The sequence below is a fragment of the Pseudarthrobacter sp. TE3704 genome (assembly GCF_056279405.1).
In genome coordinates this window covers 91,392-116,917 of the sequence record NZ_JBWCCJ010000002.1, presented here as the reverse complement: position 1 = coordinate 116,917, position 25,526 = coordinate 91,392, and the positions used below count along the sequence as shown (strand labels likewise).

Annotated in this window: 21 protein-coding genes; 16 read left to right on the top strand and 5 right to left on the bottom strand. The window is 65.6% G+C overall.

Going from position 1 to position 25,526, the window contains the following annotated elements; all coding sequences use genetic code 11:
- Positions 1-20: 20 nt before the first annotated feature.
- From ACZ9BC_RS04485 to ACZ9BC_RS04445, 9 genes are all read left to right on the top strand, one after another.
- On the top strand, positions 21-953 hold the full coding sequence (locus ACZ9BC_RS04485; protein ID WP_476244942.1) for an ABC transporter substrate-binding protein: 933 nt from the start codon (positions 21-23) through the stop codon (positions 951-953).
- A gap of 47 nt (positions 954-1,000) precedes the next feature.
- Positions 1,001-1,897, top strand: coding sequence for an amino acid ABC transporter permease (locus ACZ9BC_RS04480; protein ID WP_476244941.1), 897 nt, complete (start codon positions 1,001-1,003; stop codon positions 1,895-1,897).
- Positions 1,894-2,661, top strand: coding sequence for an amino acid ABC transporter ATP-binding protein (locus ACZ9BC_RS04475; protein ID WP_476244940.1), 768 nt, complete (start codon positions 1,894-1,896; stop codon positions 2,659-2,661). The genes ACZ9BC_RS04480 and ACZ9BC_RS04475 overlap by 4 nt, the downstream gene beginning before the upstream one ends.
- Before the next feature lie 3 nt (positions 2,662-2,664).
- Complete coding sequence (gene solA, locus ACZ9BC_RS04470; RefSeq protein ID WP_476244939.1) at positions 2,665-3,798, top strand: N-methyl-L-tryptophan oxidase; 1,134 nt, start codon at positions 2,665-2,667, stop codon at positions 3,796-3,798.
- Positions 3,799-3,878: 80 nt separating this feature from the next.
- The gene (locus ACZ9BC_RS04465) at positions 3,879-5,132 is read left to right on the top strand and encodes an aspartate aminotransferase family protein (RefSeq protein WP_476244938.1); all 1,254 of its coding nucleotides are present in this window, start codon (positions 3,879-3,881) and stop codon (positions 5,130-5,132) included.
- Positions 5,133-5,161: 29 nt separating this feature from the next.
- Positions 5,162-6,616, top strand: coding sequence for an NAD-dependent succinate-semialdehyde dehydrogenase (locus tag ACZ9BC_RS04460; protein WP_476244937.1), 1,455 nt, complete (start codon positions 5,162-5,164; stop codon positions 6,614-6,616).
- A 38-nt stretch (positions 6,617-6,654) separates the two neighbouring features.
- Entirely contained in the window at positions 6,655-7,347 is a 693-nt protein-coding gene (locus ACZ9BC_RS04455) for a GntR family transcriptional regulator (RefSeq protein ID WP_476244936.1), read from the top strand.
- A gap of 217 nt (positions 7,348-7,564) precedes the next feature.
- Entirely contained in the window at positions 7,565-8,254 is a 690-nt protein-coding gene (locus tag ACZ9BC_RS04450; protein ID WP_079595989.1) for a GntR family transcriptional regulator, read from the top strand.
- A gap of 166 nt (positions 8,255-8,420) precedes the next feature.
- Complete coding sequence (locus ACZ9BC_RS04445) at positions 8,421-10,580, top strand: amylo-alpha-1,6-glucosidase (protein ID WP_476244935.1); 2,160 nt, start codon at positions 8,421-8,423, stop codon at positions 10,578-10,580.
- A 47-nt stretch (positions 10,581-10,627) separates the two neighbouring features.
- On the opposite strand, the gene ACZ9BC_RS04440 is transcribed toward ACZ9BC_RS04445, so the two are convergent.
- A complete protein-coding gene (locus tag ACZ9BC_RS04440) occupies positions 10,628-11,773 on the bottom strand; it encodes an MFS transporter (protein ID WP_476244934.1) in 1,146 nt (381 codons plus the stop codon).
- A 155-nt stretch (positions 11,774-11,928) separates the two neighbouring features.
- Complete coding sequence (locus ACZ9BC_RS04435; protein WP_476244933.1) at positions 11,929-12,561, bottom strand: dihydrofolate reductase family protein; 633 nt, start codon at positions 12,559-12,561, stop codon at positions 11,929-11,931.
- A 217-nt stretch (positions 12,562-12,778) separates the two neighbouring features.
- Here ACZ9BC_RS04435 and ACZ9BC_RS04430 point away from each other — a divergent pair, with 217 nt between their 5' ends.
- The gene (locus tag ACZ9BC_RS04430; RefSeq protein ID WP_476244932.1) at positions 12,779-14,962 is read left to right on the top strand and encodes an amylo-alpha-1,6-glucosidase; all 2,184 of its coding nucleotides are present in this window, start codon (positions 12,779-12,781) and stop codon (positions 14,960-14,962) included.
- A 33-nt stretch (positions 14,963-14,995) separates the two neighbouring features.
- Here the strand turns inward: ACZ9BC_RS04430 and ACZ9BC_RS04425 are convergent, their stop codons facing one another.
- Together ACZ9BC_RS04425 and ACZ9BC_RS04420 are read right to left on the bottom strand one after the other, a co-directional pair.
- On the bottom strand, positions 14,996-16,996 hold the full coding sequence (locus ACZ9BC_RS04425; RefSeq protein WP_476244931.1) for a vWA domain-containing protein: 2,001 nt from the start codon (positions 16,994-16,996) through the stop codon (positions 14,996-14,998).
- 14 nt (positions 16,997-17,010) lie between these two features.
- Positions 17,011-18,399: a sigma 54-interacting transcriptional regulator gene (locus ACZ9BC_RS04420; RefSeq protein ID WP_476244930.1), complete on the bottom strand. Its 1,389-nt coding sequence runs from the start codon at positions 18,397-18,399 to the stop codon at positions 17,011-17,013.
- 66 nt (positions 18,400-18,465) lie between these two features.
- On the opposite strand from ACZ9BC_RS04420, the gene ACZ9BC_RS04415 reads away from it, so the two are divergent.
- From ACZ9BC_RS04415 to ACZ9BC_RS04390, 6 genes are all read left to right on the top strand, one after another.
- Positions 18,466-18,630 carry a hypothetical protein gene (locus ACZ9BC_RS04415; protein WP_476244929.1) on the top strand — a complete coding sequence of 55 codons (165 nt, stop codon included), beginning with the start codon at positions 18,466-18,468 and terminating at the stop codon, positions 18,628-18,630.
- A gap of 116 nt (positions 18,631-18,746) precedes the next feature.
- On the top strand, positions 18,747-19,508 hold the full coding sequence (locus tag ACZ9BC_RS04410) for an MBL fold metallo-hydrolase (RefSeq protein ID WP_476244928.1): 762 nt from the start codon (positions 18,747-18,749) through the stop codon (positions 19,506-19,508).
- A gap of 79 nt (positions 19,509-19,587) precedes the next feature.
- Positions 19,588-20,415 carry a DNA/RNA non-specific endonuclease gene (locus ACZ9BC_RS04405; RefSeq protein WP_476244927.1) on the top strand — a complete coding sequence of 276 codons (828 nt, stop codon included), beginning with the start codon at positions 19,588-19,590 and terminating at the stop codon, positions 20,413-20,415.
- Between the two features lie 25 nt (positions 20,416-20,440).
- Positions 20,441-22,168, top strand: coding sequence for a M20/M25/M40 family metallo-hydrolase (locus ACZ9BC_RS04400; RefSeq protein ID WP_476244926.1), 1,728 nt, complete (start codon positions 20,441-20,443; stop codon positions 22,166-22,168).
- Positions 22,169-22,199: 31 nt separating this feature from the next.
- Entirely contained in the window at positions 22,200-23,408 is a 1,209-nt protein-coding gene (locus tag ACZ9BC_RS04395; protein WP_476244925.1) for a zinc metalloprotease, read from the top strand.
- Between the two features lie 36 nt (positions 23,409-23,444).
- The gene (locus ACZ9BC_RS04390) at positions 23,445-23,768 is read left to right on the top strand and encodes a hypothetical protein (RefSeq protein WP_476244924.1); all 324 of its coding nucleotides are present in this window, start codon (positions 23,445-23,447) and stop codon (positions 23,766-23,768) included.
- Positions 23,769-23,780: 12 nt separating this feature from the next.
- Here the strand turns inward: ACZ9BC_RS04390 and ACZ9BC_RS04385 are convergent, their stop codons facing one another.
- Positions 23,781-25,520 carry a M4 family metallopeptidase gene (locus ACZ9BC_RS04385; protein ID WP_476244923.1) on the bottom strand — a complete coding sequence of 580 codons (1,740 nt, stop codon included), beginning with the start codon at positions 25,518-25,520 and terminating at the stop codon, positions 23,781-23,783.
- Positions 25,521-25,526: the final 6 nt, after the last annotated feature.

Genomic DNA, 25,526 nt, shown 5'->3' with positions numbered 1-25,526 from the left:
ACCATTCGAAGGGAAGCACCATGAAGACCATCAACAAAGTTCAGACTGCAGCCGCAGGGCTTGCCGTGCTGCTGACGCTCAGTGCATGCGGCGGCGCGGCCAGCAGCACGTCGGCCCCCGGAGAAGCAAAGTCCAAGACCTCCGACACGGCTGACATCTCAGAAGGCGTTCAGCCGGATGCTGCCGCGGTGGCGCTGTTGCCAGAGTCCTTCAAGTCCAAGGGCGAACTGACGGTCGCGATGGACCTGCATTACCCGCCCACGACGTTCCTGGCCGATGACAACACCACCCCGATCGGCGTGAATCCGGACATCGCCCGTCTCGTGGCGAAGAAGCTTGACCTCAAGCTGAAGTTCGAGAACACCCAGTTCGACACGATCATTCCCGGCATCGACGGCGGCCGCTACGACTTCACTGTGACCACCATGTCCCCCACCGAGGAGCGGTTGAAGGTGCTGGACATGGTGACCTACCTCAACAGCGGCATATCGGTGGCGGTCGTCCATGGCAATCCGCTGAACATCAGCAACGACGAGATGTGCGGCAAGAATATTGCCGTGACCAAGGGGTCGAACGCGCAACTGAAGCACATGCCGAACGTTTCGAAGTGGACTTGCGAGGAAAAGGGCAAGCCGGCAATTAACATCATCACGCTGCCCAACGTCCAGGAATCCCTGACGCAACTGGTGTCCAAGCGTGTTGACGGGGTCGTCGACGCCACCCCGTCCCTGGCCTGGGCCAGCGAGCAGCAGCCGAACACCTTCGAGGTCCTTGCTCCCCAGCTGGACACCCGCACGGACCACATCAATGCCATGGGGCTTAAGAAGGGCTCTGCATTGACGCCGGCCCTGCAGGCAGCCACGCAGTCTGTCCTTGACAGTCCCGAATACAAGGAGTCGCTGGACAAGTGGGGCCTCGGCGGCGCGGGCATCACCACGGCGAACCTTAAGTAACAGGGGCTTCCATGCAGCAACTAACCATCGAAAGAAGTGAACCCGGCATGAATGGGAAGGATTCAGCGCTGAAGCCCCGGCTCAAGCGGCGCAGTACCTTTGAGTATGTTGCCTGGGTGGTGTGCAGCCTGATTGGCATCGGTGTCCTGTTTTCGGTGTCAACGAACCCGAACTTTAAGTGGGACGTGGTCGCGAAGTACTTCACGCATGAATCGATCCTGCGCGGGTTGATGCTCACGATTTTCCTCACGGTTGCCAGCATGGCCCTGGGGACGCTCCTGGGCCTGGCCCTGGCGATTATGCGGGGTTCGAAGATCAAGCCGATCGCTGCCACGGCCGGGGTCTACATCACCTTGTTCCGCGGTACCCCGGTGCTGGTGCAGCTGATCTTCTGGTTCAACGTCGCGGCGCTGTACCCGAACCTGTCCATCGGCATCCCGTTCACCGATATCAGCACCGCGATCGACACGAACGCCCTGATGGCACCCATCACCGCGGCCCTGGTCGGGCTGACCCTGAACGAGGCGGCCTACATGGCAGAGATCATCCGCGGCGGGTTCTCCTCCGTGGGCAAGGGCCAGATCGAAGCCGCCGATTCGCTGGGCATGAGCGGGGCGATGAAGATGCGCAAGGTCATCATCCCCCAGGCGATGCCCTCGATCATCCCCGCCACCGGCAACCAGGTGATCGGCATGTTCAAGGGAACCTCGCTGGTCAGCGTCCTGGGCGTGGCCGAACTGCTCCAAAGCGCCCAGTTGATCTACGCCCGCACCTACGAGACCATCCCGCTGCTGATCGTCGCCAGCCTCTGGTACCTGGTGATGACCCTGCTGCTGAGCTACCCGCAGTCCAAGCTCGAACAGAAATACTCCCGCGCAACCTCCCGGCTGCCCCGCAAGGCCAAACCCGTTGTGCTCACCGACCCGGAAGGCGCTGCACGATGAGTAACGACGGAACCATCCTCGCCCAGAAGATCCGCAAGTCCTTCGGACCCAAAACAGTCCTCAAAGACATCAACCTCGACATCGCCAGCGGCGAGATCTGCTGCATCATCGGCCCCAGCGGCTCCGGCAAATCCACCATCCTGCGCTGCATCAACGGCCTGGAAACCGTCGACTCCGGGGTCCTGAAAGTCAACGGCGAAGACTTCGGCTACTACGAAACCGAGAACGCCTACCACGCCCTGCCGCCCAAAAAACTCGCCGAGCAGCGCACCCGGGTAGGCATGGTCTTCCAGTCCTTCAACCTCTTCCCCAACATGACCGCACACGAAAACATCATGTCCGGCCCCGTCCTGGTCAAACATGCTGACAAGAAGGAGTCAGCCAAGCGGGCCCACGAACTGCTCGCCAGCGTCGGCCTGGCCGGCTTCGGCGACTACTACCCCGCCCAACTCTCCGGCGGACAACAGCAACGCGTCGCGATCGCCCGGTCCCTGGCCATGGACCCCGAGATCATGCTCTTCGACGAACCCACCTCCGCCCTGGACCCCGAAAAAGTCGGCGAAGTCCTCGCCGTCATGAAGGACCTCGCCAAAAAAGGCATGACCATGGTGGTGGTCACCCACGAAATGGGCTTCGCCCGCGAAGTGGCCGACTCCCTGATCTTCATGGACGACGGCTACATCGTCGAACGCGGCGACGCCCGCGAAATCCTCACCAACCCCAAAGAAACCCGCACCCAGGCCTTCCTGAAACAGGTCCTCTAAACCATGGACGGAAGACTCGCCGTCATCGGCCTGGGCAGCATCGGATCCATGGCCCTCTGGCAAGCCTCCCGCCTGTCGGATGCCGTGGTCGGATTCGAGGCGGCCTCCCCCGGGCACGGTCGGAGCGCCGTCGGCGGTGACACCCGATTGTTCCGCATGCTGTACCGGGGAATCCCCGATTACTACCCCATCCTGGATCGCTCACGCCGTCTTTGGGCCGAACTGGAAGCCGAAACCGGCCAGGACATCCTGACCCGCTGCGGCGGCCTCTCCATCGGAACAACTGACGGGCCGTACCTGCGGAGCCTATTGGAAACCACACGGCAGACCGGGGCCGAGCACGAGCTCCTCAGCCGGGACGCCATGGCGGAACGCTACCCGCAGCACAACCTCCGGGCGGACGACTCCGCAGTGTTCGATCCCCATGCGGGCGCCTTGCGCACCGACCGTGCCGTTACGGCAGCAGTCGCAGCGGCAGAGGCAAACGGGGCAACTGTCGTGGTGAACAGGCCCATTGACGGCATCCGGGAGACCAGCGACGGTGTGGTGGTCACCTCCGGCGAGACATCCTGGACCTTCGAAAACGTCATTGTCGCCTCCGGGGGCTGGTCGCAGAGACTGATGCCCGGTCACCTAAGGGCTGCCACCGAAGTCCGCAGGAATTTCCTCTCCTGGTTCGTCGCCCGGGATCCGGCGGAGTTTTCACCGGCAAGGTTTCCTGTCTTCATCCGTATTTCCGGGGACCGCTCGATGTACGGGGCGCCCGCCGTCGATGGCGTGACGGTCAAGGCAACCCTTGATGGCCGCAGCCAGCCGGCCGCCCGTGCCGATTCGGTAGCCAGGGAGCTGACGCCGGCCGAAATCCTGGAAACAACGGAGACGGTGGCCGAATTCTTTCCCGGCCTGGTCCCAAGCATTGTCCGCTCCGACGCCTTCCCCGATCTTTACACACCCGATCGGCATCCGCTGTTGGGCCGGCTGACGGAGGCGAGCCGGATCTACTGCGCTACTGGCTTCTCCGGCGCCGGTTTCAAAATGGCTTCGGGGTACGGCGCAATTGCCGCCCATGAGGCCCTGGGCAAGCAGCTGTTTTCCGGCCTGGGCTTCGTACGCCCACATCGTTTTACCATCGCCTGACCTGTCCCACCTCCAAGGGTCATCCCTTCGCAGTTTTTGCTAATTGTTGACAATCTACAGTTCTTCAGAAAGTATGAGCCATGGCAACTCTCAGTCCCATCCTCAAGCAGGCCACGCCCGTCGTCGTCGACCACGCCCTCGGCAGCTGGATCCACGCCACCGACGGCAAGAAATACCTCGACTTCACGACGGGAATCGGCGTGACCAGCACCGGACACTGCCACCCGGACGTCGTCGCAGCGGCCCGTGAGCAGGTGGGAAAGATCATCCATGCCCAATACACCACCGTGATGCACAAGCCCCTGCTTGCGCTGACCGACAAGCTCGGCCAATACCTGCCCCCGGGGCTGGACAGCGTCTTCTACGCCACCTCCGGCTCAGAGGCAGTGGAGGCATCGGTCCGGTTGGCCCGGATGGCCACCGGCCGGCCCAACATCATCTCGTTCCAGGGTGGGTTCCATGGACGGACAGTCGGGGCGGCGTCCCTCACCACCGCCGGGACAAAGTTCCGCTCAGGCTTCTCACCCCTGATGGGAGGGGTCCACATTTCACCTTTCCCGCACGCCTACCGGTACGGCTGGGACGAAGAAACAGCAGTGGCCTTTGCCCTTAGAGAGCTCGACCACCTCCTGGTCAGCATCAGCAGCCCCGCCGATACGGCCGGATTCATCATCGAGCCCGTGCTCGGCGACGGCGGCTACATCCCGACCCCTGTGGCCTTCCTCCAGGGCCTCAGGGAGCGCGCAGACCGGCACGGCATCGTCTTCATCGTCGACGAGGTCCAGGCGGGAGTGGGCCGCACAGGCAAGTTCTGGGGGCATGACTGGGCAGGCATCAGGCCGGACGTGGTCATCACCGCCAAGGGCCTCGCCAGCGGCTTCCCGATCTCGGCCATTGCAGCCTCGGCCGAACTGATGGGCAAAGCCTGGCCCGGATCCCAAGGGGGAACCTATGGCGGGAACGCCGTGGCAGCAGCGGCCGGCGTCGCCACCCTTGATGTCATTGAACGCGAAAACTTGGTCACGAATGCGCTGGTCCGCGGCGACCAGCTGCGCACTGGACTCGATGTCCTCAAAACCGAATTTGAGGCAATTGGAGATGTACGGGGCCGTGGCCTGATGCAGTCCATCGAGTTCACGGGGCCCGCCGCCGCTCCGGATACTGCCACCGCACTGGCTGTCCAACAGGCGGCCATCAAGGAGGAGCTGCTGCTTCTGACCTGCGGCCCGCACGGCAACGTTATCCGTATTATTCCGCCGCTGAATGTGAGCAGTGACGAAATCCTGCAGGGCCTTTCGCGGTTCACCCAGGCCCTCAAAGCCGCCACCTCCTGACCCCTTCCCACCGATCCTGAAAGCCTGATATGAGCACTTCATTCGACCCTGCAGACCTTCGTACCGACCTCTTCATTGACGGTGCCTGGCGACCGGCCACCGGCTCCGCCACGTTCCCCGTGGAAAACCCGGCAACCCACGAAATCATTGCCCACGTCGCTGACGGCAGCCCGGCAGATGCGGAGCTTGCCATCCAGGCGGCCGGCCGCGTCCAGGCAGAGTGGGGCAAGTCCACCCCCCGGCAGCGGGCGGACATCCTGCGGCGGGCCTTTGACCTGGTCCTGGCCAACACCGACCGCCTTGCGGCGATCATGACCGCGGAGATGGGCAAGCCGCTGGCCGAAGCCAAGGGCGAGGTGGCCTACGGCGCTGAGTTCCTGCGGTGGTTCTCCGGAGAAGCTGTGCGGATCGGCGGCGACAGCACCACGTCCGTCGACCGCAGCACCCGTATCCTGATCACGCAGGAACCGGTGGGTCCCTGCGTGCTGGTGACCCCGTGGAACTTCCCGCTGGCCATGGGCGCACGCAAGATCGCTCCCGCCGTCGCGGCCGGCTGCACCATGGTCTTCAAGCCTGCAGAACTGACCCCGCTGACGTCCCTGGCGCTGGCCGACATCTTCCGCCAGGCCGGCCTGCCGGACGGTGTTCTGAACGTCGTCCCCACAACAAAGGCCTCAACCGTCGTAGGACCCTGGATGAGCAGCGGCATCGCCCGCAAGGTCAGCTTTACCGGCTCCACCGAGGTGGGCAAGCTGCTGTTGCGCCAGGCGTCGGACAACGTCATGCGCTCCTCGATGGAACTGGGCGGCAACGCCCCCTTCATCGTTCTCGCGGACGCGGACATTGAAAAGGCTGTAGACGGGGCAATGAAGGCGAAGATGCGGAACATGGGCGAGGCCTGCACCGCCGCGAACCGTTTCTTCGTGCACCGCTCGGTGGTTGAGGAGTTCAGCGAAAAACTTGCCAAGAAGTTGTCTGAACTCAAGGTCGGCGACGGGGCCGCAGCCGGCAACGACGTGGGCCCGCTGATTGAGCAGAAGGGGCTGGACAAGGTTGAAAGCCTGGTCGCGGACGCGGTCGCAAAGGGCGCACGCATCCTCACCGGCGGGAACCGCCCCGACGGCCCCGGCTACTTCTACAACCCCACCGTCCTGGTGGACGTCCCGAAGGATGCCCTGCTGATGTCCACCGAGATTTTTGGGCCGGTGGCAGCGATCACCGCCTTCGACAGCGAAGACGAAGTCATCAAGCTGGCTAATGACACCGACTGGGGACTGGTGGGCTATGTGTTCACTGAAGCGATGGACAAGGCCCTCCGGTTTTCGGCTGAACTTGAAGTCGGCATGGTTGGCGTGAACACCGGCCTAGTCTCCAACCCCACGGCGCCGTTCGGCGGGGTCAAGCAGTCCGGGCTGGGCCGCGAGGGCGGGAAAACCGGCATCGAGGAGTTCCTCGAGACCAAGTACACAGCAATAGCCGTGTAGGCATCGGCGCTAACCGGACAACGGGAGGAGGGGTATCAATGGCGGCAATGGAAGGGCTGTTTGTCCTGGAGGGAAGGCCCACTGCGCAACTGATCGCTGACCAGCTGCGGGAACAGATAGTTCAGGGGGTCTTCCGCCCGGGGGAACAGATCAACGAATCTGTACTCGCGGTCCAGCTTCATTCATCCAGGGGTCCAGTCCGGGAGGCGCTGCAACGCCTGTGCCAGGAAGGAATCCTGGTCAGCCGGAGAAACCGCGGCGTCTTCGTCCTTGAACTGTCCCATGACGACGTCAGGGAGATCTACGCAGTGCGTGAAGCTGTGGAGTCGGTCGCCGCGGATACCCTTCTCGACGCCGACGCCGCCCGATTAAAGGAGACCTGCCAGGCACTGCAGGCAACCGTGCGAAACATGGCGAAACAGGTTGCCGCTTCAGACTGGCATGCCATCGCCCGCCTGGATATGGAGTTCCACGCGACGTTTGTGGCAGGTGCAGCCAACACCCGCCTTATCCGTATCTACGACACCCTGGCCGCCGAATCCAGAATGTGTATCCATAACCTTGAGCTGGCGTATCCCCGGATCGATGCCCTGGTCCATGAGCATCAGACCATTCTGGACCTGCTCGAGGCGGGCGAACGCTCCGGCCTTCACCATGCCATAGAGCAACACATGCGCAAAGCTGTGGAGGATCTCACAGCCCCGGATCAACCGGACGCGGTGACCGTCTAACCGAGACGGTCCGACAACCAACGCAATTCGCCAACCAAAGAAGTTCGACGGCGGGAGGCCACGTCCCACAAGGACGTGGCCTTTCGCATGGGCCGGGTACCGTCAGCGTCCACTGCAAGCCAGTACACTTTTACCTAGGATCTGTAAATTGTCGACGATTCGGCAGCGCCAGTTTCCACGCGTCCTGGCCGGAACAAGGAAAGTTGAGTTGATAGCAATGGCGGCACCGGAGGGGCTCTTCGTCATCGAGGGAAGACCAACTGCGCAGCTGATCGCGGACCAGCTGCGGGAACAGATCGTCCAGGGAACCTTCCGGCCCGGAGAGCAGATCAACGAATCCGTCCTGGCCGGCCAGCTGCGGTCTTCCCGCGGGCCTGTCCGCGAGGCGTTGCAGCGGCTCGCCCAGGAAGGCCTCCTTGTCAGCCACCGGAACCGGGGCGTGTTTGTCCTGGAGCTCACCGTCGATGACATCAGGGAGATCTACGCCGTACGCGAGGCCGTGGAATCCACCGCTGCGCAGACCCTGCTGGATGCCGGGCCTGAACGGGTCGATGAGACGGTGGACAACCTAAAATCCATCGTCACCGACATGGCGAAGCAGGTGGCCGCGTCCGATTGGCAGGCCATCGCCCGGCTGGACATGCAGTTCCACATATCTTTCGTGGAGGGTGCAGGCAATTCCCGCCTCAACAGGATTTACCGGACACTCGCTGCCGAATCCAGGATGTGCATCCTGAACCTGAAAGTGTCCTACCCCCGCCTTGACACCCTTGTCCAGGAACACCAGAACCTCCTGGATCTCCTGGCCGCCGGTGACAGGAAGGGCCTGCTCAAGGGGATCCACCAGCACATGCAAAAAGCGGTTGAAGACCTGACGGCCACATGGCACGAGGGTGAAAAACCGTGAGCTAGCAGCGCGAACCAAGCTGTCCCGGCCCCCTCACTAGTGCCCCGCAAGCAAGTTCTGGCGGGGAGGGGCGGGCAGGAGTAGCGTGATTGCACAACGGGGCGGCCGGTCAAAGGGATGCGCCTGCAGCTTCGCCTCCCCCGCCTTCACTGCTCCTGGAGGGGCCATGGCTGGATGGAATGCTGACACCGCCGCGGGCCCTCTCGGCCCCGGGACCGTGACGCTCGTGGAAGGCACGTCGTTCTGCATTTCGTCTCCCAACGGAGATATTGTCCCCGAGCACCCGCACGGCGTCTTCTTCCAGGACACCCGCATTGTGTCCGGCTGGCAGCTCACGGTCAACGGCCAGCCGCTGGAACCCCTCGCCGCCGAAACAAAGGAGCCGTACCGGGCCCTTCTCGTCAGCCGGGTCGCCCGCTCCGAAAGTTACGCGGACAGCCCCCTCATCGTTGAGCGGCTCCGCGAAGTAGGTGCCGGCATCCAGGAGCAGATCACGCTGCGCAACTACTCCATGGAGCCCCTTGAGTGCACCGTCACCATGGCGGCGGCGGCGGATTTTGCCGATCTTTTCGAGGTCAAGGAAGCAAGGATCCGGCGGCTGTGGCAGCAGAACCAGGAAACAGCACCCGGCTTGCTGACCATTGTGGGTACCTGGGAAGACGTGCGTAAAAGCGTTTCAATCCAAGCCCCCGGCTCGGATGCCATGCAAAGCGCTTTGACCTACAAGGTGACCATTGCCCCGCACAGTCTGTGGACTACCGTGCTGAGCGTCATCCCCGGCGGCGGGGCAGCCAGCCCTCCCCCGCCGTCGTTCCTTCACGCGCAAGACGGGGAAACCTCCCCCCGGGACCGCCGGCGGCAGGAATGGGTGGCCAAGATTCCCGCGTTGCAGATGGGCAACCACTCCATTGAGCGGACCCTGCGGCGCAGCTATGACGACCTGGGTGCCCTGCGCATCGAGGATCCGAACCATCCGGAGCGCGTGGTGGTTGCCGCCGGGGCGCCCTGGTTCATGACCCTGTTCGGCCGGGACTCGCTGTGGGCCTCGGAAATGTCCATGCCCGTTGACCCCTCGCTGGCCCTGGGCACCCTGCAGACACTGGCCGAACGGCAGGGTACGGTGGTGGACCCCATCACCGAAGAGGAGCCCGGCAAGATCCTGCACGAGGTCAGGCTGGATGTGTCCAGCGGGTTGTCCCTCGGCGGGAAGCACGTCTACTACGGCAGTGTGGACGCCACGCCGCTGTTCGTCGCCGTGCTGGGATCCGTCAGCCGTTGGGGCTTTGCCGCCGATACCATCGCAGCCCTGCTTCCCCACGCGGACCGGGCCCTTGACTGGATCAGGGACTACGGCGACAAGGACGGCGACGGGTTTGTCGAGTACGAACGGCTCAACCCGCAAGGACTGATCAACCAGGGCTGGAAGGACTCCTGGGACGGCATCAACTTCGCCGATGGGACACTCGCCGAGCCACCGATTGCGCTGTGCGAAGTCCAGGCCTACGTGTACGACGCGTACATGGCGCGGGCATGGATAGCCCACGACGCCGGGGACGAGGCCCTGGCCGCCCGGCTCGCCGCCCAGGCGGCGGACCTGAAGAAGCGCTTCAATGAGCAGTTCTGGCTGCCTGAGCGCGGCTACTACGCCGTGGCACTGGACGGCAGGAAACGGCCGGTCGACGCGTGCACGTCCAACATGGGCCACTGCCTGTGGGTGGGCCTCGTGGACGAGGACAAGGCGCCGCTGGTCGCGGAGCGGCTGATGTCCCCGGAGATGTTCAGCGGCTGGGGCGTCCGGACCCTGGCCAGTGACATGGGCGCCTACAACCCCGCCAGCTACCACAACGGCTCGGTCTGGCCGCATGACAACGCGGTCATCGTTGCCGGGCTGATGCGCTACGGCTTTGTGGAACAGGCCCAACGGATTTCCACGGCCCTGCTGGAAGCCGCCGAATATTCCGGCGGACGGCTTCCCGAACTTTTCTGCGGCTTCAGCCGCGAGCAGCTGGCGGCACCGGTGCCTTACCCGACGGCCTGCTCACCCCAGGCCTGGGCAGCGACCACTCCCATCCAGCTGATCACAAGCCTGATGCGGTACGACGCGCACGTCTCGCGCGGCGGCTTCTGGATGGATCCGGCCCTCCCGGAATCATTCGGTGACCTGCACATCAGCAACGCCCCGATGGCCGGCAGCAGGATCACGATCGATATCGCACACTCCGTACCCTCGGTTCAGGGGCTGCCGGAGGGAATGGTCTACCACCGCGGCCACCGTCCGTGGCTGACGGAGCTGGTGGAGCAGGCAGGGCTGAACCGGCACAGCTGACTCCCGTCCGCCCCGGGTGGGTGGGGGCACGTCGCGTGAGGGCTTTTTCACTCTTCGCCCTTTGGATAGGCGCCCATCAGAGCCGCCGAGGCAATCCAGACGATGCCGACCGCAGCGACGGTCACCGCGCCACCCCATCCGGTTGCCGACCCGGCCAGCGCCGCACCGGCAGCCGAGGCGCTGGCGCGGAAGCCTGCACTCACGGTGAAGATCTGGGATTTGAGGTGGGACGGGCTGTGCAGGTTGCGGAGGAACAGCATGGCGGCCGAGGTGGACGCCGTGAAAAGGCCCGAGAGACCGATGGCCACGACTGTCCAGGCCGTCCCGATGTCGAAAGCCGCTGCCACTGTCAGCAGGCCCGTTGCCAGGAAGCCGGTCATCATGACGATGTGCGGACGGCCCCGCGCAGGCCGGGCTGTCTCCAGGAGGGCCCCGAGCAGGCTGCCGACGGCGAACGCGGTCACCACCATGGCGCCCTCGCTGGGCGAACCGACCCTTTCGATCGAGAGCGCGACCGCTGCGATGGCCAGGCCGCCCTGGCCGAGCTGGGTGAAGGTGGAGGAGGCTGTGACAACTGCCAGCGGCCGGTGGCTGACAATCCTGTGCAGGCCGGCTTTGACCGCCTGCCACAGCGAACCGCGGGCGCGGGCATGGGGATGCAGGCGGACTCCTCGCAGGGCGAGGGGGCCTACCGCCGCGGTGGCGGCCAGGACCGCCAGCGCCGACTGGGCCGGCAGGAACACCGCGATCAGCGCCACGATGGCGGGTCCGGCCACCGCCGCCACGTTGTAGGAAAGAGCGTCATAGGCAAACGCCTGCCGAACGTCCGGAATGGCACCGGCAACGAAACTCGAGAGCCCGCCCATGTAGAACGGGGAGGCCGCGCCGGCCAGGACCAGGACCGCGAAGATGGCGGGCAGCGGAATACTGCCGATGAACGCCGTCATTGCGAAGGCAGCCGCCGTGACCATCCCCGACGCGGCAACCCACCTTCCCGGGCGGGAAGAACTGTCCAGGACGGCACCCACCAGCGGGGCCGCAAGAACGCTGGGACCCAGCGAGGCGGCCACGAGGAGGCCCCCGACGGCGACGTCACCCAGCCGCTCCACGGCGAGGATGGGGAGCGCCACCACCGAACCCGCGCTGGCCAGCCGCAGGGGGACGGAAGCAGCAAGGTATCCGATCGCGCCCATTGTGGAAAACTACCCTTTCGCCGATGACTTACTTCCTGCAGTCTGCCAAATTTCTGCGAAGCACAAAGCAGGGGTCAGCCAACCGGACGGGACATCCTGGTGCCGATCGGCGTTCCAGGAGGCCGCGATGATGAAGAAACGCTGGCGGGTCCGGCTCAGGAGGCGGTGCCCGGTGGGCCGGCGAGCACGGTGGGCACGTATTCGAGCAGCTGGAGCCGGCCGTCGAAAGTCCTGCTGGCCACCATCTCGAGCCCGACGTCGGGATACCCGTCGTAGATCCGCTCCCGCCCCGTCTTCCCGGTGATCACCGGGAAGACAACCAGCCGGAACCGGTCCACCAGGCCCGCGGCCAGCAACGAGCGGCAGAGGCTGAGGCTGCCCAGGGTGCTCAGTGGACGATCGCCGCTCCGTTTCATCTCCGACACGGCCTCCACGGCGTCACCCCTGACCAGCTGCGAGTTGGGCCAGTCCAGGGGTTCCTGCAGGGTGGAGGAGAAAATGACTTTGGGCACGGCAGCAAGGCCAGTCAGGCTGGCCCCCTCCTTTTCCGGGAATCCCGAGCCGTCCGCGGAGGCGGCCGCCGACATGCCGGACATGAGCCGGTAGGTGTTCGCCCCCATCAGGACGGTGTAGTTCTTTTCAGCCTCCTGGTCGAGCCAGGCCAAGTACTCCGGCCCCTCCAGCCCCCACCAGCCAGGCCATCCCTCGGCTGACGCATACCCGTCCAGGGAGATGATCAGGTCAACCATCAGGCTTCCGCCGGGCCCCACTGCTGCCGGCTCATCCATGGCCGTTCCCCGCTCTGATCGATGTCGGTGTGCGGGCAATGCTATTCCCGCAGCACTCCGGCGATCAAGGGCGCCGGTGCCAGGCGGCAGGACCGGCGGAGGAGCACCTTTTATCGCGGTGGCGTTAGGCGTAACCTCGATTCCGCGGGCGGCGCCACGGGTCGTTCGAGCCGGATTGCCGGGAGCCGTCTCCGCCCTGACCCTTGAAGGAGCGGACGTGGCCGGATGGAACGCTGACACAGCTGCCGGACCTGTGGGAGCCGGAACCAACACCCTGGTGGAAGGCTCGTCCTTCTGCATTTCGCTGGCCAATGGAGACATGCACCCGGAACATCCGCACGGGGTGTTCCACGAGGATACGCGCATTGTTTCCCGCTGGAACCTGGCGGTGAACGGCCAGGCCCTGGAACCGCTGACGGCGGAAACAAAGGAACCGTACCGCGCCTTGTTCATCGGCCGCGTTCCCCGCTCCGACGGGTATGCGGACAGCCCGCTGATCGTGGAGCGCCTGCGCGAGGTGGCCGCCGGGCTCTTCGAGGAGATAACCATCCGGAACTACTCGTCCGAGCCGGCCGAATGCAGCGTTTCCGTCAGCGTCGAAGCGGATTTCGCGGATCTGTTCGAAGTGAAGGAGGCACGGGTCCAGCGGCACTGGGAGGAATCACGGCGCTCCGACGGCGAGTCGCTCACCATCGAGGCCGTCTGGCACGACGTCATGAAGCGGGTGGTCATCAAAGGCAGCGGTGCCGTCGCCACCCCGGACGCACTCACCTATCAGACGCTTGTCCCGCCGCGCGGGCAATGGAGCACCCGGCTGAGCGCAACGCCGGCCGCTGCCGGCACCGGGGCTCCTGCCGCGCCGCCCGTCCATCAGGCTGGACTCCAGGAATCTCCGAGTGACCGCCGGCGCCGGGAGTGGGTGGCGAAGATTCCCAGGCTGCACATGGGCAACCGTTCCATTGAACGCACCCTGCGGCGCAGCTATGACGACCTGGGTGCGCTGCGGATCGAGGATCCCGCCCATCCGGAGCGGATCGTGGTGGCAGCGGGTGCGCCGTGGTTCATGACGCTCTTCGGGCGGGACTCCCTGTGGGCGTCGGAAATGGCCCTCCCCGTGGACCCCTCGCTGGCCCTGGGCACGTTGCAGACGTTGGCTGACCGCCAGGGCAAGGTGGTGGATCCGATGAGCGAGGAGGAACCCGGGAAGATCCTGCACGAGGTCCGGCTGGGCGTCTCCAGCGGGCTGGCGCTGGGGGGCAAGTCCGTCTATTACGGCAGCGTCGACGCCACGCCCCAGTTCGTTATGACGCTCGGGTCGGTCAGCCGCTGGGGGTTCGCCAAGGACATCATTGCCGCCCTGTTGCCCCATGCGGACAGGGCGCTTGACTGGGTCCGGGACTACGGCGACAAGGACGGCGACGGCTTCGTCGAGTACTCCCGGCTCAACGATCAGGGCCTCCTCAACCAGGGCTGGAAGGACTCCTGGGACGGCATCAACTTCGCCGACGGAACGCTGGCCGAGCCGCCGATTGCGCTGTGCGAGGTGCAGGCTTTGGTGTACAGCGCGTTGCTGTCCCGTGCATGGATGGCGTACGACGGCGGGGACGCACCGATGGCCGCGCGGCTCACCGAAGAGGCGGCCCGGCTGAAGAAGAGGTTCAACGAAGAGTTCTGGCTGCCCGAGCGGGGCTGGTTCGCCGTCGCCCTGGACGGCAGGAAGAGGCCGGTGGACGCGTGCGCGTCGAATATGGGGCAATGCCTGTGGCACGGCATCGTGGACGACGACAAAGTCCCGCTGGTGGCCGAACGGCTCATGTCGCCCGAGATGTTCAGCGGCTGGGGTGTGCGCACCCTTGCCACCGATATGGGCGCGTACAACCCCGCCAGCTACCACAACGGTTCGGTCTGGCCCCATGACAACGCCATCATTGCAGCGGGCCTGATGCGCTACGGCTACGTGGAGGAGGCACAGCGGATCGCTACGGCGCTGCTGGAAGCGGCGGAGTACTCCAATGGCCGGCTTCCTGAACTCTTTTGCGGTTTCAGCCGGGAACAGGTGGCCGAACCGGTGCCGTATCCCACCGCCTGTTCGCCGCAGGCGTGGGCGGCCACCACCCCGATCATGCTGATTACCAGCCTGATGCGGTACGACGCCCACGTGTCACGGGGCGGGTTCTGGATGGACCCGGCTCTGCCCGAGTCGTTTGGGGACCTGCATATCAGCAACGCGCCCATGGCCGGAGGCCGCATGACCATCAACATCAGCAGTTCGGAACCCTCTGTGGAAGGGCTGCCGGAGGGCATCCGTTTCCATCGTGAACACCGGCCGTGGCTGACCGAACTCGTGGCTCAGGCGGGACTGGACACTCCGCACGGGGACGGTGCTGTCTCCAACGACTAAATGTTCCGGCCACTCCAGTGCCTCCGGCGTCTGTCACATCCAGTCGTCCGTGTCGTAGGGGCGGCGGAAGTGTGCGCGGAGGTACTCCCCCACCACCGCTGCGCCAAGGTCCCCCACGTCAGGCGCTGACACCCGGCCGTCGATGCGGCGTGCCAGGCGCTGCACGAACCGCTCAAGGCTTGGGTCCGAACCGAGGCGGAAAAACGTGGCCTGCGTGCCGGCACGCGCAAGGCGGTCAAGTTCGGCAACCGTGACGCGGATGGTCTCCGGATCCGGTGGCCAGCAGAACCATGACTCACCGTCAGCCAGCAGGTGCGCGGTGGGTTCGCCGTCGGTCACCACCAGGAGGACGGGCTGCATGGACGGATGCCGGCGGAAGAACCGGCCGGCCAGCAGCAGGCCGTGATGCAGGTTGGTGCCCTGCTCCCGCAGGGCGGGCAGTGCCGTGAGTTCGCCGATGTCCATTGACTGCGCATAGCGGCCGAACGTGACAAGCTGCAGCCGGTCGCCACGGAACCGGGTCGAGACCAGGTGGTGCAAGGCGAGCGCGGTCCGCTTCATTGGTACCCAGCGGCCCTCAGCCGCCATCGAGAAGGAGACGTCGACCAAAAGGACCACGGCGGCCTGGGTGCGCGCCTCCGTTTCCGTCACCTCAATGTCGCCCACCCCAAGGCGGAAGCCGCGGCCGGGATCACCGCCGTCCGCCACGGTGCGGCGGATGGCGTTGGTCATGGTCCGTGTGACGTCCCACGGCTCGGCGTCCCCGAACTCCCATTGGCGGCTGGAGCCGGTCTGTTCGCCGGCGGCGCCCGCCGCCCGGGTTTCCCGCCGCCCCTGCCGGCCGGAAAGCTGCCTGGCCGTATCCCGCAAAAGTGACTTCCCGAGCCGCCGCATGGCCTGCGGGGACAGCCGCAGGTCACCGTCGGCGCCGCGCCGCAGGTAGCCCCCGTCCTGCATGGCCCGCTCGATCCCGGCAAGGGTCCGGGCGCTGACGGCGGCGTCCTGCCCCAGCTGGCGGGCGAGGGCATCAAGGTCAAGATCGTCCAGGCGTGACCCGTTGTAGGACTGGGACAGCTGTTCGCCCAGCTCGTCCAGCTCGGCGATGTCCTGCAGCACACCGGTACCGTCACCCAGCCCGAGCCCCTCCTGGCCCTCGAAGCGTTCCGAGCCGGTCCAATCCTCACCGGGCCGCAGGGACCGCAGGCTTGCATCGAGCTGATCGAGCTGGGCCATGAGGTCGGGCGAGCCGAAGGCCTGGGCGGAGAGCCGCATGAGCTCCTCCCGCTGCTCCGCGGACATGGACTGCAGGAGCCGCTGCGCCGCCGCGGCGCGTTTGGCGAGCGCATCGATCAGCTCTTCGACGGACCGCGGATTCTCCGGAAAGTAAGCGCCGTGCCTGGCCATGAAGTCCTGGAAATCGGCGTCGGTGTCTTCGCCGCGCCGGTGTTTGTCCAACAGTTCGTTGAGGTCCCGCAGCATCTCCGCCACGGCGGCCCGGTCCTCCTCGGTGGCGTTCTCGAGTGCCTGCTTCATGCCGGCGAAGCGCTGGTCCAGGACCTCCCGGCCCAGCAGGTCCTTGATCTTCTCGTACGCTTGGCGTGCGGTGCTCGACTGCCAGTCGTAGGAGGCGAGTTCGTTGACCGCCGCTGCCGTGGAGGCGGGAAGATTCTGCAGCTGCATCTCACGGAACGCACGGTCGGCGTTGTCCATCGTGACGTCGCGGGCAAGCTGCTTGCGTTCCTCCAGCACAGCCGTCTCCAGCAGTTTCTGCACCTCGTTGAGGGTGCCGTCCAGCCGGTGCCGTCCCAACAGTTCGCTGCGGCGCTCCCGGACGCGCCGGGCGAGGTCGTCCAGCCCTTCCCGGTTCCGGCCACCCCGCCGCAGGAACTCCTGCAGCGCGTGCCGGGGCGAGTATCCGGCCATGACGTCCTCGGCGACGGCGTCCAGCGCCTCCGCAAGGTCCACCGGCGGGGCGAGTGGATCCGGCCCTCCGGCGTACCGGCCGTATTTGGCGGACCGGTTGTAAGCCGCCACGATGCCTCCTGTACCTAGCCGTAGACCGTCGCCTCGTCGTCGGACTCCTTGGAGATCCGCCGGGCAAGGTAGAGGCCTTCCAACGCAAGTTCGACGGCGGCGGCACGCTGCCCGTCGTTTTCCGCACCCAGGCGTGCACTGATTTCGTCATAGAGGCCTGAACCGTTCAGGGACGGGAGGTTCTGCAGGAACTCCCGGGCGGTGACGTGCTCACCGGTGGTCACGGTGGTGTAGCCGTCCAGCGCGGCCACGAGGGGGCCGAGGTCGATACCCTGGAAATGCGCGCGCGCGGCTTCGGCAGTGGCCGTTCGCAGGAGGTGGTCAAGGACACCCTGCTCACGCCCTTCCTCACCCGATTCAAACTCGATCTTCCCGGTGAGGACCTCGGCCGCGGGCGCCAGGTCGATGATCCGGGCAACAGCCTGGTCCTCGCCCCGCACGCTTGCCCGCCGCAGGGCCGCCGCGGCAACGGTTTCCGCGCCGGCGATGGCGAACCGGGCGGACACTCCGGAGGTCTGGTTGATGGCCGGGGACTGCCGCAGCGCGCGCGTATAGCGGGCCAGGATCTCAAGGATCACCGGCGGGACGTCGGCCAGGAGCCGGCCCTCCTGCCGGATCACGGCTACCTCGTCATCGAGCTCTATGGGGTAATGGGTCCGAATTTCGGCGCCGAAGCGGTCCTTCAGGGGGGTGATGATCCGGCCGCGGTTGGTGTAGTCCTCAGGGTTGGCGGACGCCACCACCAGCACGTCCAGCGGCAGGCGGAGGACGTAGCCGCGGATCTGGATATCCCGCTCCTCCATCACGTTGAGCATCGCCACCTGGATCCGCTCGGCGAGGTCGGGCAGCTCGTTGATGGCGATGATTCCGCGGTTGGAGCGCGGAATAAGGCCATAATGGATGGTTTCCGGGTCACCGAGGCGGCGGCCCTCGGCAACGCGCATCGGGTCGACGTCGCCGATGAGGTCGGCCACCGAGGTGTCCGGCGTCGCAAGCTTTTCGACATAACGCTCCGAGCGGTGGCGCCACGCCACCCGCAGCCGGTCCCCTTCAGTCAGGGCCCGGGCCCTGGACTGCTCGGTGATGGGCTGGTATGGGTGTTCGTTCAGCTCCGAGTCCTCGATCACCGGTGACCACTCGTCCAGCAGCCCGGCGAGGGTGCGCAGCAGGCGGGTCTTGCCCTGGCCGCGCTCACCGAGCAGGACAACGTCGTGGCCTGCGATCAGGGCACGCTCCAGCTGGGGAAGGACCGTGCGGCCGAACCCGTACATGCCGGGCCACGGATCCCGGCCGCTGGCCAGCGCAGCGAGCAGGTTGTCCCGGATTTCGCGCCTTAGGTCTTTATGGACGTGGCCGGCGGCGCGCAGTTCGCCAACCGTGAAGATATCTGGACGGTCAGTCACCCCACTACGGTAGCCCTCCGGCCACCGGGAATCTACGCTTAGGGCTTCAGGGAGATGTAGTCACGGATGGTCGGCGCACTCGAGGTGCTGCGCTCGGCACACCCCGGAGGCGTCGTCGTGTGCTTCTCCCACGCCGAGCCCATCAAGGCTGCGGTGCCCATGCGATGGGGACGCGGACATGTGCTGCGCGGCCATGACGGACGGGTCCGGGCCATCGACCACCGACTGTGATTTTCCTCCGGGTTTAAGCTGCGCACCGTTATCTGATTTCGCGGCGAAGCCATCCCTGCCGCACCCGTGGCCCCTGGTTTGAGGGACCGGCCGGGGCAGCAGATAGTCTGGAACCTGTGCAGCATTTAACCCGGTGGGAGCCGGCGGACCACGCTTCAGAGCAGGCACCCGGCGTGTATTTCGTCGAAGGCCCGGCTGCCAACTGGACTGTGGTCCGTGACCAGGCCGGCTTTATCCTCATCGACAGCGGTTATCCCGCAGACCGGCCCCTCGTCCTTGAATCCATCCATTATCTGGGGCTGGAGCCGGCCGATGCCAAGGCCATGCTGATCACCCACGGCCATGTGGACCATACCGGCTCCGCGGCATTTTTTTCCACGTCATTCGGGACACCCATCCTGTGCGCCCCCGAGGAGCTGCCCCATGTCCAGGGGAAGGAAAAGCACCAGGTCACGTTCGGCCAGGTGCTGGTCCGGGCCTGGCGCCCGCGCGTCTTCCGCTGGATGCTCCACGTCATTCAAGCCGGGGCCCTGAAAGCGGAGCCGGCTACGCAGGCCCGGGCGTGGAACCCGGCGGGGCTGCGGAGCCTGCCGGGCTCCCCGGAAGCAATCCTGCTGCCGGGCCACACCCCGGGCAACGCCTCAGTCCTGTTACCCCATGCAGGCGCGATCGCCGTCGGGGACTCATTTGTTGGAGGCCACCCACTCAGCCGGACTACCGGCCCCCAAATGCTCCACCCCATGTATCACGCGGATCCGGCAGCGGCCGTCGCTGCAACCCGCCGCCTGGCCGGTGTCGACGCTTCGGTCATCCTGCCCGGCCATGGTCCCGCAATGCGCATGCCACTTGCGGAAGCACTGGCACAGTTGCACCGGTAGGCTGGCCAAGCGGGCTCCGCCCGGTAACCCGACGGGCGCCGTAACGCGCGGATAACGCCGCCGGTACTAGGTTGCGGCCATGGTCCAGAACCAAAAACTGCACATCAGCGGCTACGCGTCCGGGTTCCTCGGAAACGAGCTGGAACCGCCCGCTCTTGATGCCGCGTTGTCGGACGACGCCGTCCAGCTCGACGGTTCCGCCGCGATTCCCTATACGCACTTCTCCCTCGCCCTCAGCAAGTCGCGGGGGTTTGCGCGGTGGGTCGCGTGGAACATCGACGGCGGGAGCATCAGGAAGGTGAGCCGGAACGGTATCCCATTCGTCAAGGACACGCGCATCCCGGCCCAGTTCCAGAACGGCGATGAACTGTACAGCGGCAACCGCCTGGACCGCGGGCACCTCGCCCGCCGTGCGGACCTTGTATGGGGTTCAGAGACGGAGGCCAGGAGCGCAAACAAGGACTCGTTCTTTTTCACGAACATCGCGCCGCAGATGGACGACTTCAACCAGAGCAGCAAGGACGGGGTCTGGGGGCGGCTGGAGGACGCAGTCTTCGCCGATGCAGACGTCCAGGATTTGAAGGTGACCGCTTTTGGGGGACCCATCTTCCAGGACAATGACCGCGAGTACCGGGGCGTCAGGCTGCCGCGGGAATACTGGAAGATCCTCGCCTATATGTCAGGCGGCGAGTTCAAGAGCAGGGCCTTCCTGCTGACCCAGAACCTGAACCCATTCGAAGCCCTCGACCTGGACGAGTTCCGGGCGTTCCAGGTCAGCACGGCGGAACTGGAAGAACGCACCCGGCTGCGCTTCGCCGAAGCATTGAGGAACGCTGACGGCCGTATTTCGCTGCGGACCGCCGGCGAGCGGGTACCGCTAAGCAGCCTGGCGGACATCCAGTGGTGAGGGGCCGGAAATGGAGCGCCGCGCCGTGAAACTCGTCCTGTTCGATCTTGGGGACACGCTCGAAAGCGACGGCGTCCTGCGTCCCGGGGCACTTGAGACGCTGGAGGCCATCGCTTCCCTCGGCAGGGACGGGCAGGCCGCGCCGCTCCTGGGCCTCGTGTCGGACTTCCACATGCCTGACCAGCCATCGGATATAGGCACCATCCAGCAGCAGTACTACAGCCTGCTTGATGACCTCGGCATCCGGGGGTTCTTCGAGCCCGTCGCGGAGCGGGTCACGCTTTCCACGGAGGTGGGCGTATTCAAGCCGGACGAGGCAGTCTTCCGGACGGCAGCATCGAAGATCAGTCCGGCACTTGAATTCAAGGACATATTCTTCGTTACCGAGAACAACGACCACGTTCGCGCCGCCGGCCTGCTCGGACTGGTGGCAGTTCGCGTGCGAGGTCCCGGGCAGCCGGACGGCGGGTTGGAAACGTTGGCTGAACTCGTTCCGCTGGTGCAGGTGTTCCTTGGGAATGGGGAGCCGGTCGAGACGACCGTCGTGGATGTTCCGCCTGCAACCCGGAGCACGGTCATGGACCGCGTTGCGGCCACCGGGGGTACATGGACCAGGCTCGGCGACGTGCTGGTGGTTAGGTCACCCGCCGCGGCAGGAGCCCGCGCCCCGCAAGGCGGCATGGCCGGCGATGGCCGCCTATTCGTTCCGGAGGAGCGCCTGCACCTCGTCACCCAGATCGGCCGCACTTTCCAGGAGGACCACCCGGACGCCCGGATCGTCGTGGACAAGGGACGCTACCTGGTGGTCGACGCCGATCCCGGTGCCCTGCCGGGAGGCCTGCACGCGTACTGCTACTCGGTCCGGCCGCTGCCGGCAGGCGCAGTAGTGTTCGATGAACTGCCTCCCCGGCGCGGGGCCTTTGCCGCTGATGCCACGGGCACGGCGGCCGCTGCGCTGTCGCGTGAGTCGTTCAAGGACGACGTCGACAGGCTGGCTTTCCTGCGGACCAGGCACTCCAGGAGCGCAGAGTTCATCGGTGCACTTGAGTGGGCAAAGGACCGCCTGCAGGATCTGGGGTTTGTCACATCTGTCCAGACCGTGCCAGTGCCCGGCGGGACAAGCCGCAACCTCATCGCGGACCGCACCGGCGACGGCGGGGACCGGAAGGCAGTACTCGTCACCGCCCACCTGGATTCCGTCAACACCCAAGGCATGGCGGCAGAGGCACCTGGCGCGGACGACAATGCGTCGGGCACAGCCGGCGTGCTGGCCATCGCCGGGGCCCTCGCCGGCCGTACAGGCAGGCATGACCTCCGGCTCATCCTGTTCGGCGGCGAAGAGCAGGGACTGTTCGGAAGCCGCCATTACGTGGCCGGACTCGATGGGGCCGAGCGCGCCCGCATCAGCGCCGTGGTCAACATGGACATGATTGCCTGCCTGAACTCCAGCCACCCCACCGTGCTGCTCGAAGGTGCACCGGTGTCACAGCCGGTCATGGACGCGTTGGCCGGCATCGCCCGGGAACACACTTCCCTGGCCGTCCAGACCAGCCTTAACCCTTTCAACAGCGACCACGTGCCCTTCATCGATCTCGGCATTCCGGCCGTCCTGACCATCGAGGGCACCGACTCGGCCAACGACCGGGTCCACACCGAACGGGACACGCTCGTGACACTCGACATCAGCCTTGCCATGGAGATCCTGCGGATGAACGCCACCTTCGTTGCGCAGGCCCTCGGCCTGGACGTGTAGTGCCGGACCATCACGTGAAGGAGAAGAAACCATGTTTGAGACAAGCCAATTGAACGCCACGGAGCCGAGGACCCGCGAACTGTGCGGCACCATGGAAGTACACCGGCGGCTGCTGAACCAGAGCGTCACTTACCAGGAACGCCGCGCCCTGATCGACAACCGGGCGCTGGCCTATGAGGAACAGACCCGTCGCGTCGGACGGCACGGCGTCCTGGTCATCCCGATCGTGGTCCATGTGGTGCACAATCCTGCTGACCCTGCCCAGAACATCAGCGAAGCCCAGGTCCGGAGCCAGGTGGACGTCCTCAACGAGGACTTCCGCGCCGGCAACCCTGACGTTGCCGGCGTTCCGGCCGTATGGGCGGACCGGGTGGCGGACTGCAACATAGAATTCCGGCTCGCGTCGCAGGACCCGGACGGCAACCCGACCGATGGAATCACCCGGACGCCGACAACCATGCAGTTCTTCACCACCGAATTCGACGACGTGAAGTCCAGCAACACCGGCGGGGCAGACGGCTGGCCCAGCGACGAGTACCTCAACGTCTGGGTATGCAACGACCTCAAGGACACCATAGGGCGGACAATCCTTGGATATGCGCAGTTCCCCGGCGGCCCGCCCACCACCGACGGCGTCGTCGTCGCAAGCTTCTGCTTTGGAAAGGGCGGGACGGCGCAGGCCCCCTTCGACCTTGGCCGGACCGCAACGCATGAGATAGGGCACTGGCTGGATCTCCGCCACATCTGGGGCGATGACCGCGGGTCGTGCAGTGGAACCGACTTCGTCGACGACACGCCGAACCAGGCGGACGCCACCTTCAACAGCCCCACGTTCCCCCAGCTCAGCTGCAACAACGGACCGGACGGCAACATGTTCATGAACTACATGGACTACACCGACGACGCCGCCATGTTTATGTTCACCAAAGGCCAGTCCCGGCGCATGGACGCGTGCTTGGAAGGGGCCCGGGCTTCGTTCCTGGCCACACCGGCTTTCGCCCTGCCTGGCGCCTCGGCGGCATCCTCGGGGGCAGCCCAGCCGGAACCCGTCACGGCGGGCTCCGTGGTAACGGCGTCCTCTGCACAGTCCGGCCAGGATCAGGAGCAGGAGGACGGCGAAGTGCTCCGGCTGCGGCAGGAACTCGAACGCCTCCGCCAGGACAACCAGCGGACCAAGTCGATTCTGGACGGTATCCGCGCGGCGCTTAACAGTGCCGCTACGGCCTCAACTGGTGGATGATGGGACGATGACCACAGCGCCAGGACGGGCGAAGCCATGAGTGGAGTCCCGCCGGAAGTCACGGGAATCTGGCTGCACGCGCACGAGGAGGATACGTCCTCCGCCATGGTGTTCCGTCCGCGCGATTACCCCTTGCGGCCAGCCCGTTGGCGGGACGCCATCGAGGTACGGGCGGACGGCTCCTGCATCTGGCACGGCAGCAGCCCGGATGACCGCGGCCAGGCCATGCCCGGCCGCTGGGAAGACCTTGGAAACGGGCAGGCCCAAATGACCGTCGCCGCGGATGCCGGCGGCCCGCTCCCCCGCCGGATCCAATCGTGGGCACCTGACAAACTCGTGATCGACAAAGGGCAACACTAGCGGCGGATCGCCTCAGGCGATTCCGACCAGCTGGTACGCCGTTCGGATGCAGTCCAGCTTCTCCTGCTTCTGCGCGTCGCCGCCGAAGTAGGTCTGCCCCACGTCCACCAGCGCCTGAAGGGCCTCCGGGAACGTCGCGAGGGGTGTCAGCCGTGCCATTCCCAAGTGCGTCAGCACTGCGACGTCCTCGACGGTGAACACCCGGGCCCCGTTGTTTTCCATCGTCAGCAGGTTGTGGACGGCCTTGTTGTGGATGTTGCTGTTGAAGTGGACCCACCCCTGGTCGTTGGCTCCGCTGGGCAGTTCACCGGGCCCCAGGTGCCGGAAGTTGTCCATATGTTTGGGGTGGCCGGTGCGTGAGGGGTCGGCGAAATTCCGCAGCGGCCGCCCGTCCGGCCGCAGTCCGGGGCCAATTTCCCAGTCCCACGTGGATACGTCCGCCCGGTCCGGCGCTTCGTACCAGTTCTTGATGATGACACCGGCAATGTCAGCGAAGGATTCGTTCAGTGCACCCGACTGCGTTGCGTACACCAGGTTTGAGGTCGTTTCGATGACGCCGTGCGTGAGTTCATGGGCGATGACATCCAGGAAGCGGGAGAGGCTGACCAGGCGCCCGTTCTTCTGGATCTGGCCGTACCACATCCGGTGCCTGAACCAGAAGGCATTCAGGAGGGCGGGCGGAGCCTGCATGCTCGATGCCGTGACGTTCACCAGTGAGATGAGGTCCATCCCCTGGTCATCGATACCGTTGCGTTGCAGCACCACGTTGTAGAAGTCCAGCACGCGGGACGCGTTGGCGTGGGCCGAAACTGCCGCCCGGTTGGTCGTCCCGTAGTCGCTGCTGGCCGCCTCTACGGGGAAGTCGGGGTCGCGCGGGTTGTTGTCGATGTCAGCGAACTTCAGGTCGTACGTGCGGACCAAGCGGCGGGGGTCGTTGAGCCGGCACGTGGTGCCGTTCGGTGCAACCAGTTCACCGAAGAACGTCTGCTCCTCATCGTCCTCGTCAATGCCCTTGCACCGGGCGGGAACCGCCAAGGCAGTCGGAGCGGCGCTGTAGCAGAACAGGATCTCGCCGTTATGGGCGTCCACCAGGTAGTTGTAGCTGGGCGGGACCGGCCGCCGTCCCAGGCCGTGGCCCAAAAGCCCTTCATCAGGGGCAGCACCAGGGTCACCTGCAGAAGGCGGTTCTGCGGGAAGCTCGGTGAAAAACCACGCGAGGTGCCACGACCCGTCGTCGTCCTTTTTGTAAAAGTTCAGCCGGGCACCCACGCCGGCTTCAGCAGGAATGTCCGCGCCGGTGAAGGCCGCCACCCGTTCCAGCGCCTCGGGCCGGCTCAGGGATTCGACGGGGCTGGCCTCCGGGGCTTCGCCGAGTTGTCCGTTCACGCTCACGAGTTCCCGGGACGCGGTGAGCTCCACCAGCGCACTTGCCCCGAAGATGGGGATGTCCCAGTAGGTCTGCGAAAAGCGCAGGGTGCGGGTTCCCAACGCGGGCACTTCCCGCTCACTTTCCACCACGAACCCCGGAACACGCTCCGGCAGTTCCGGCTCCACCAGGGACCTTATGGCAGGACGGCCGTCCTGCTGGAACAGTTGGTCGAGGTAGTACCGGGCGGCGGCCTCGTTGCTGGTGAAGGAAAGCGCAGGCGCGTCCGGTGCCCCGGCCGGCGGCTGGCTCCTGAACGACTCGGCGGAGCGCGCCTGCGCGCCTTCCCGCCCGGCGTGGTAGTGAAACCCCTGCAACTGGGACATCGTGGC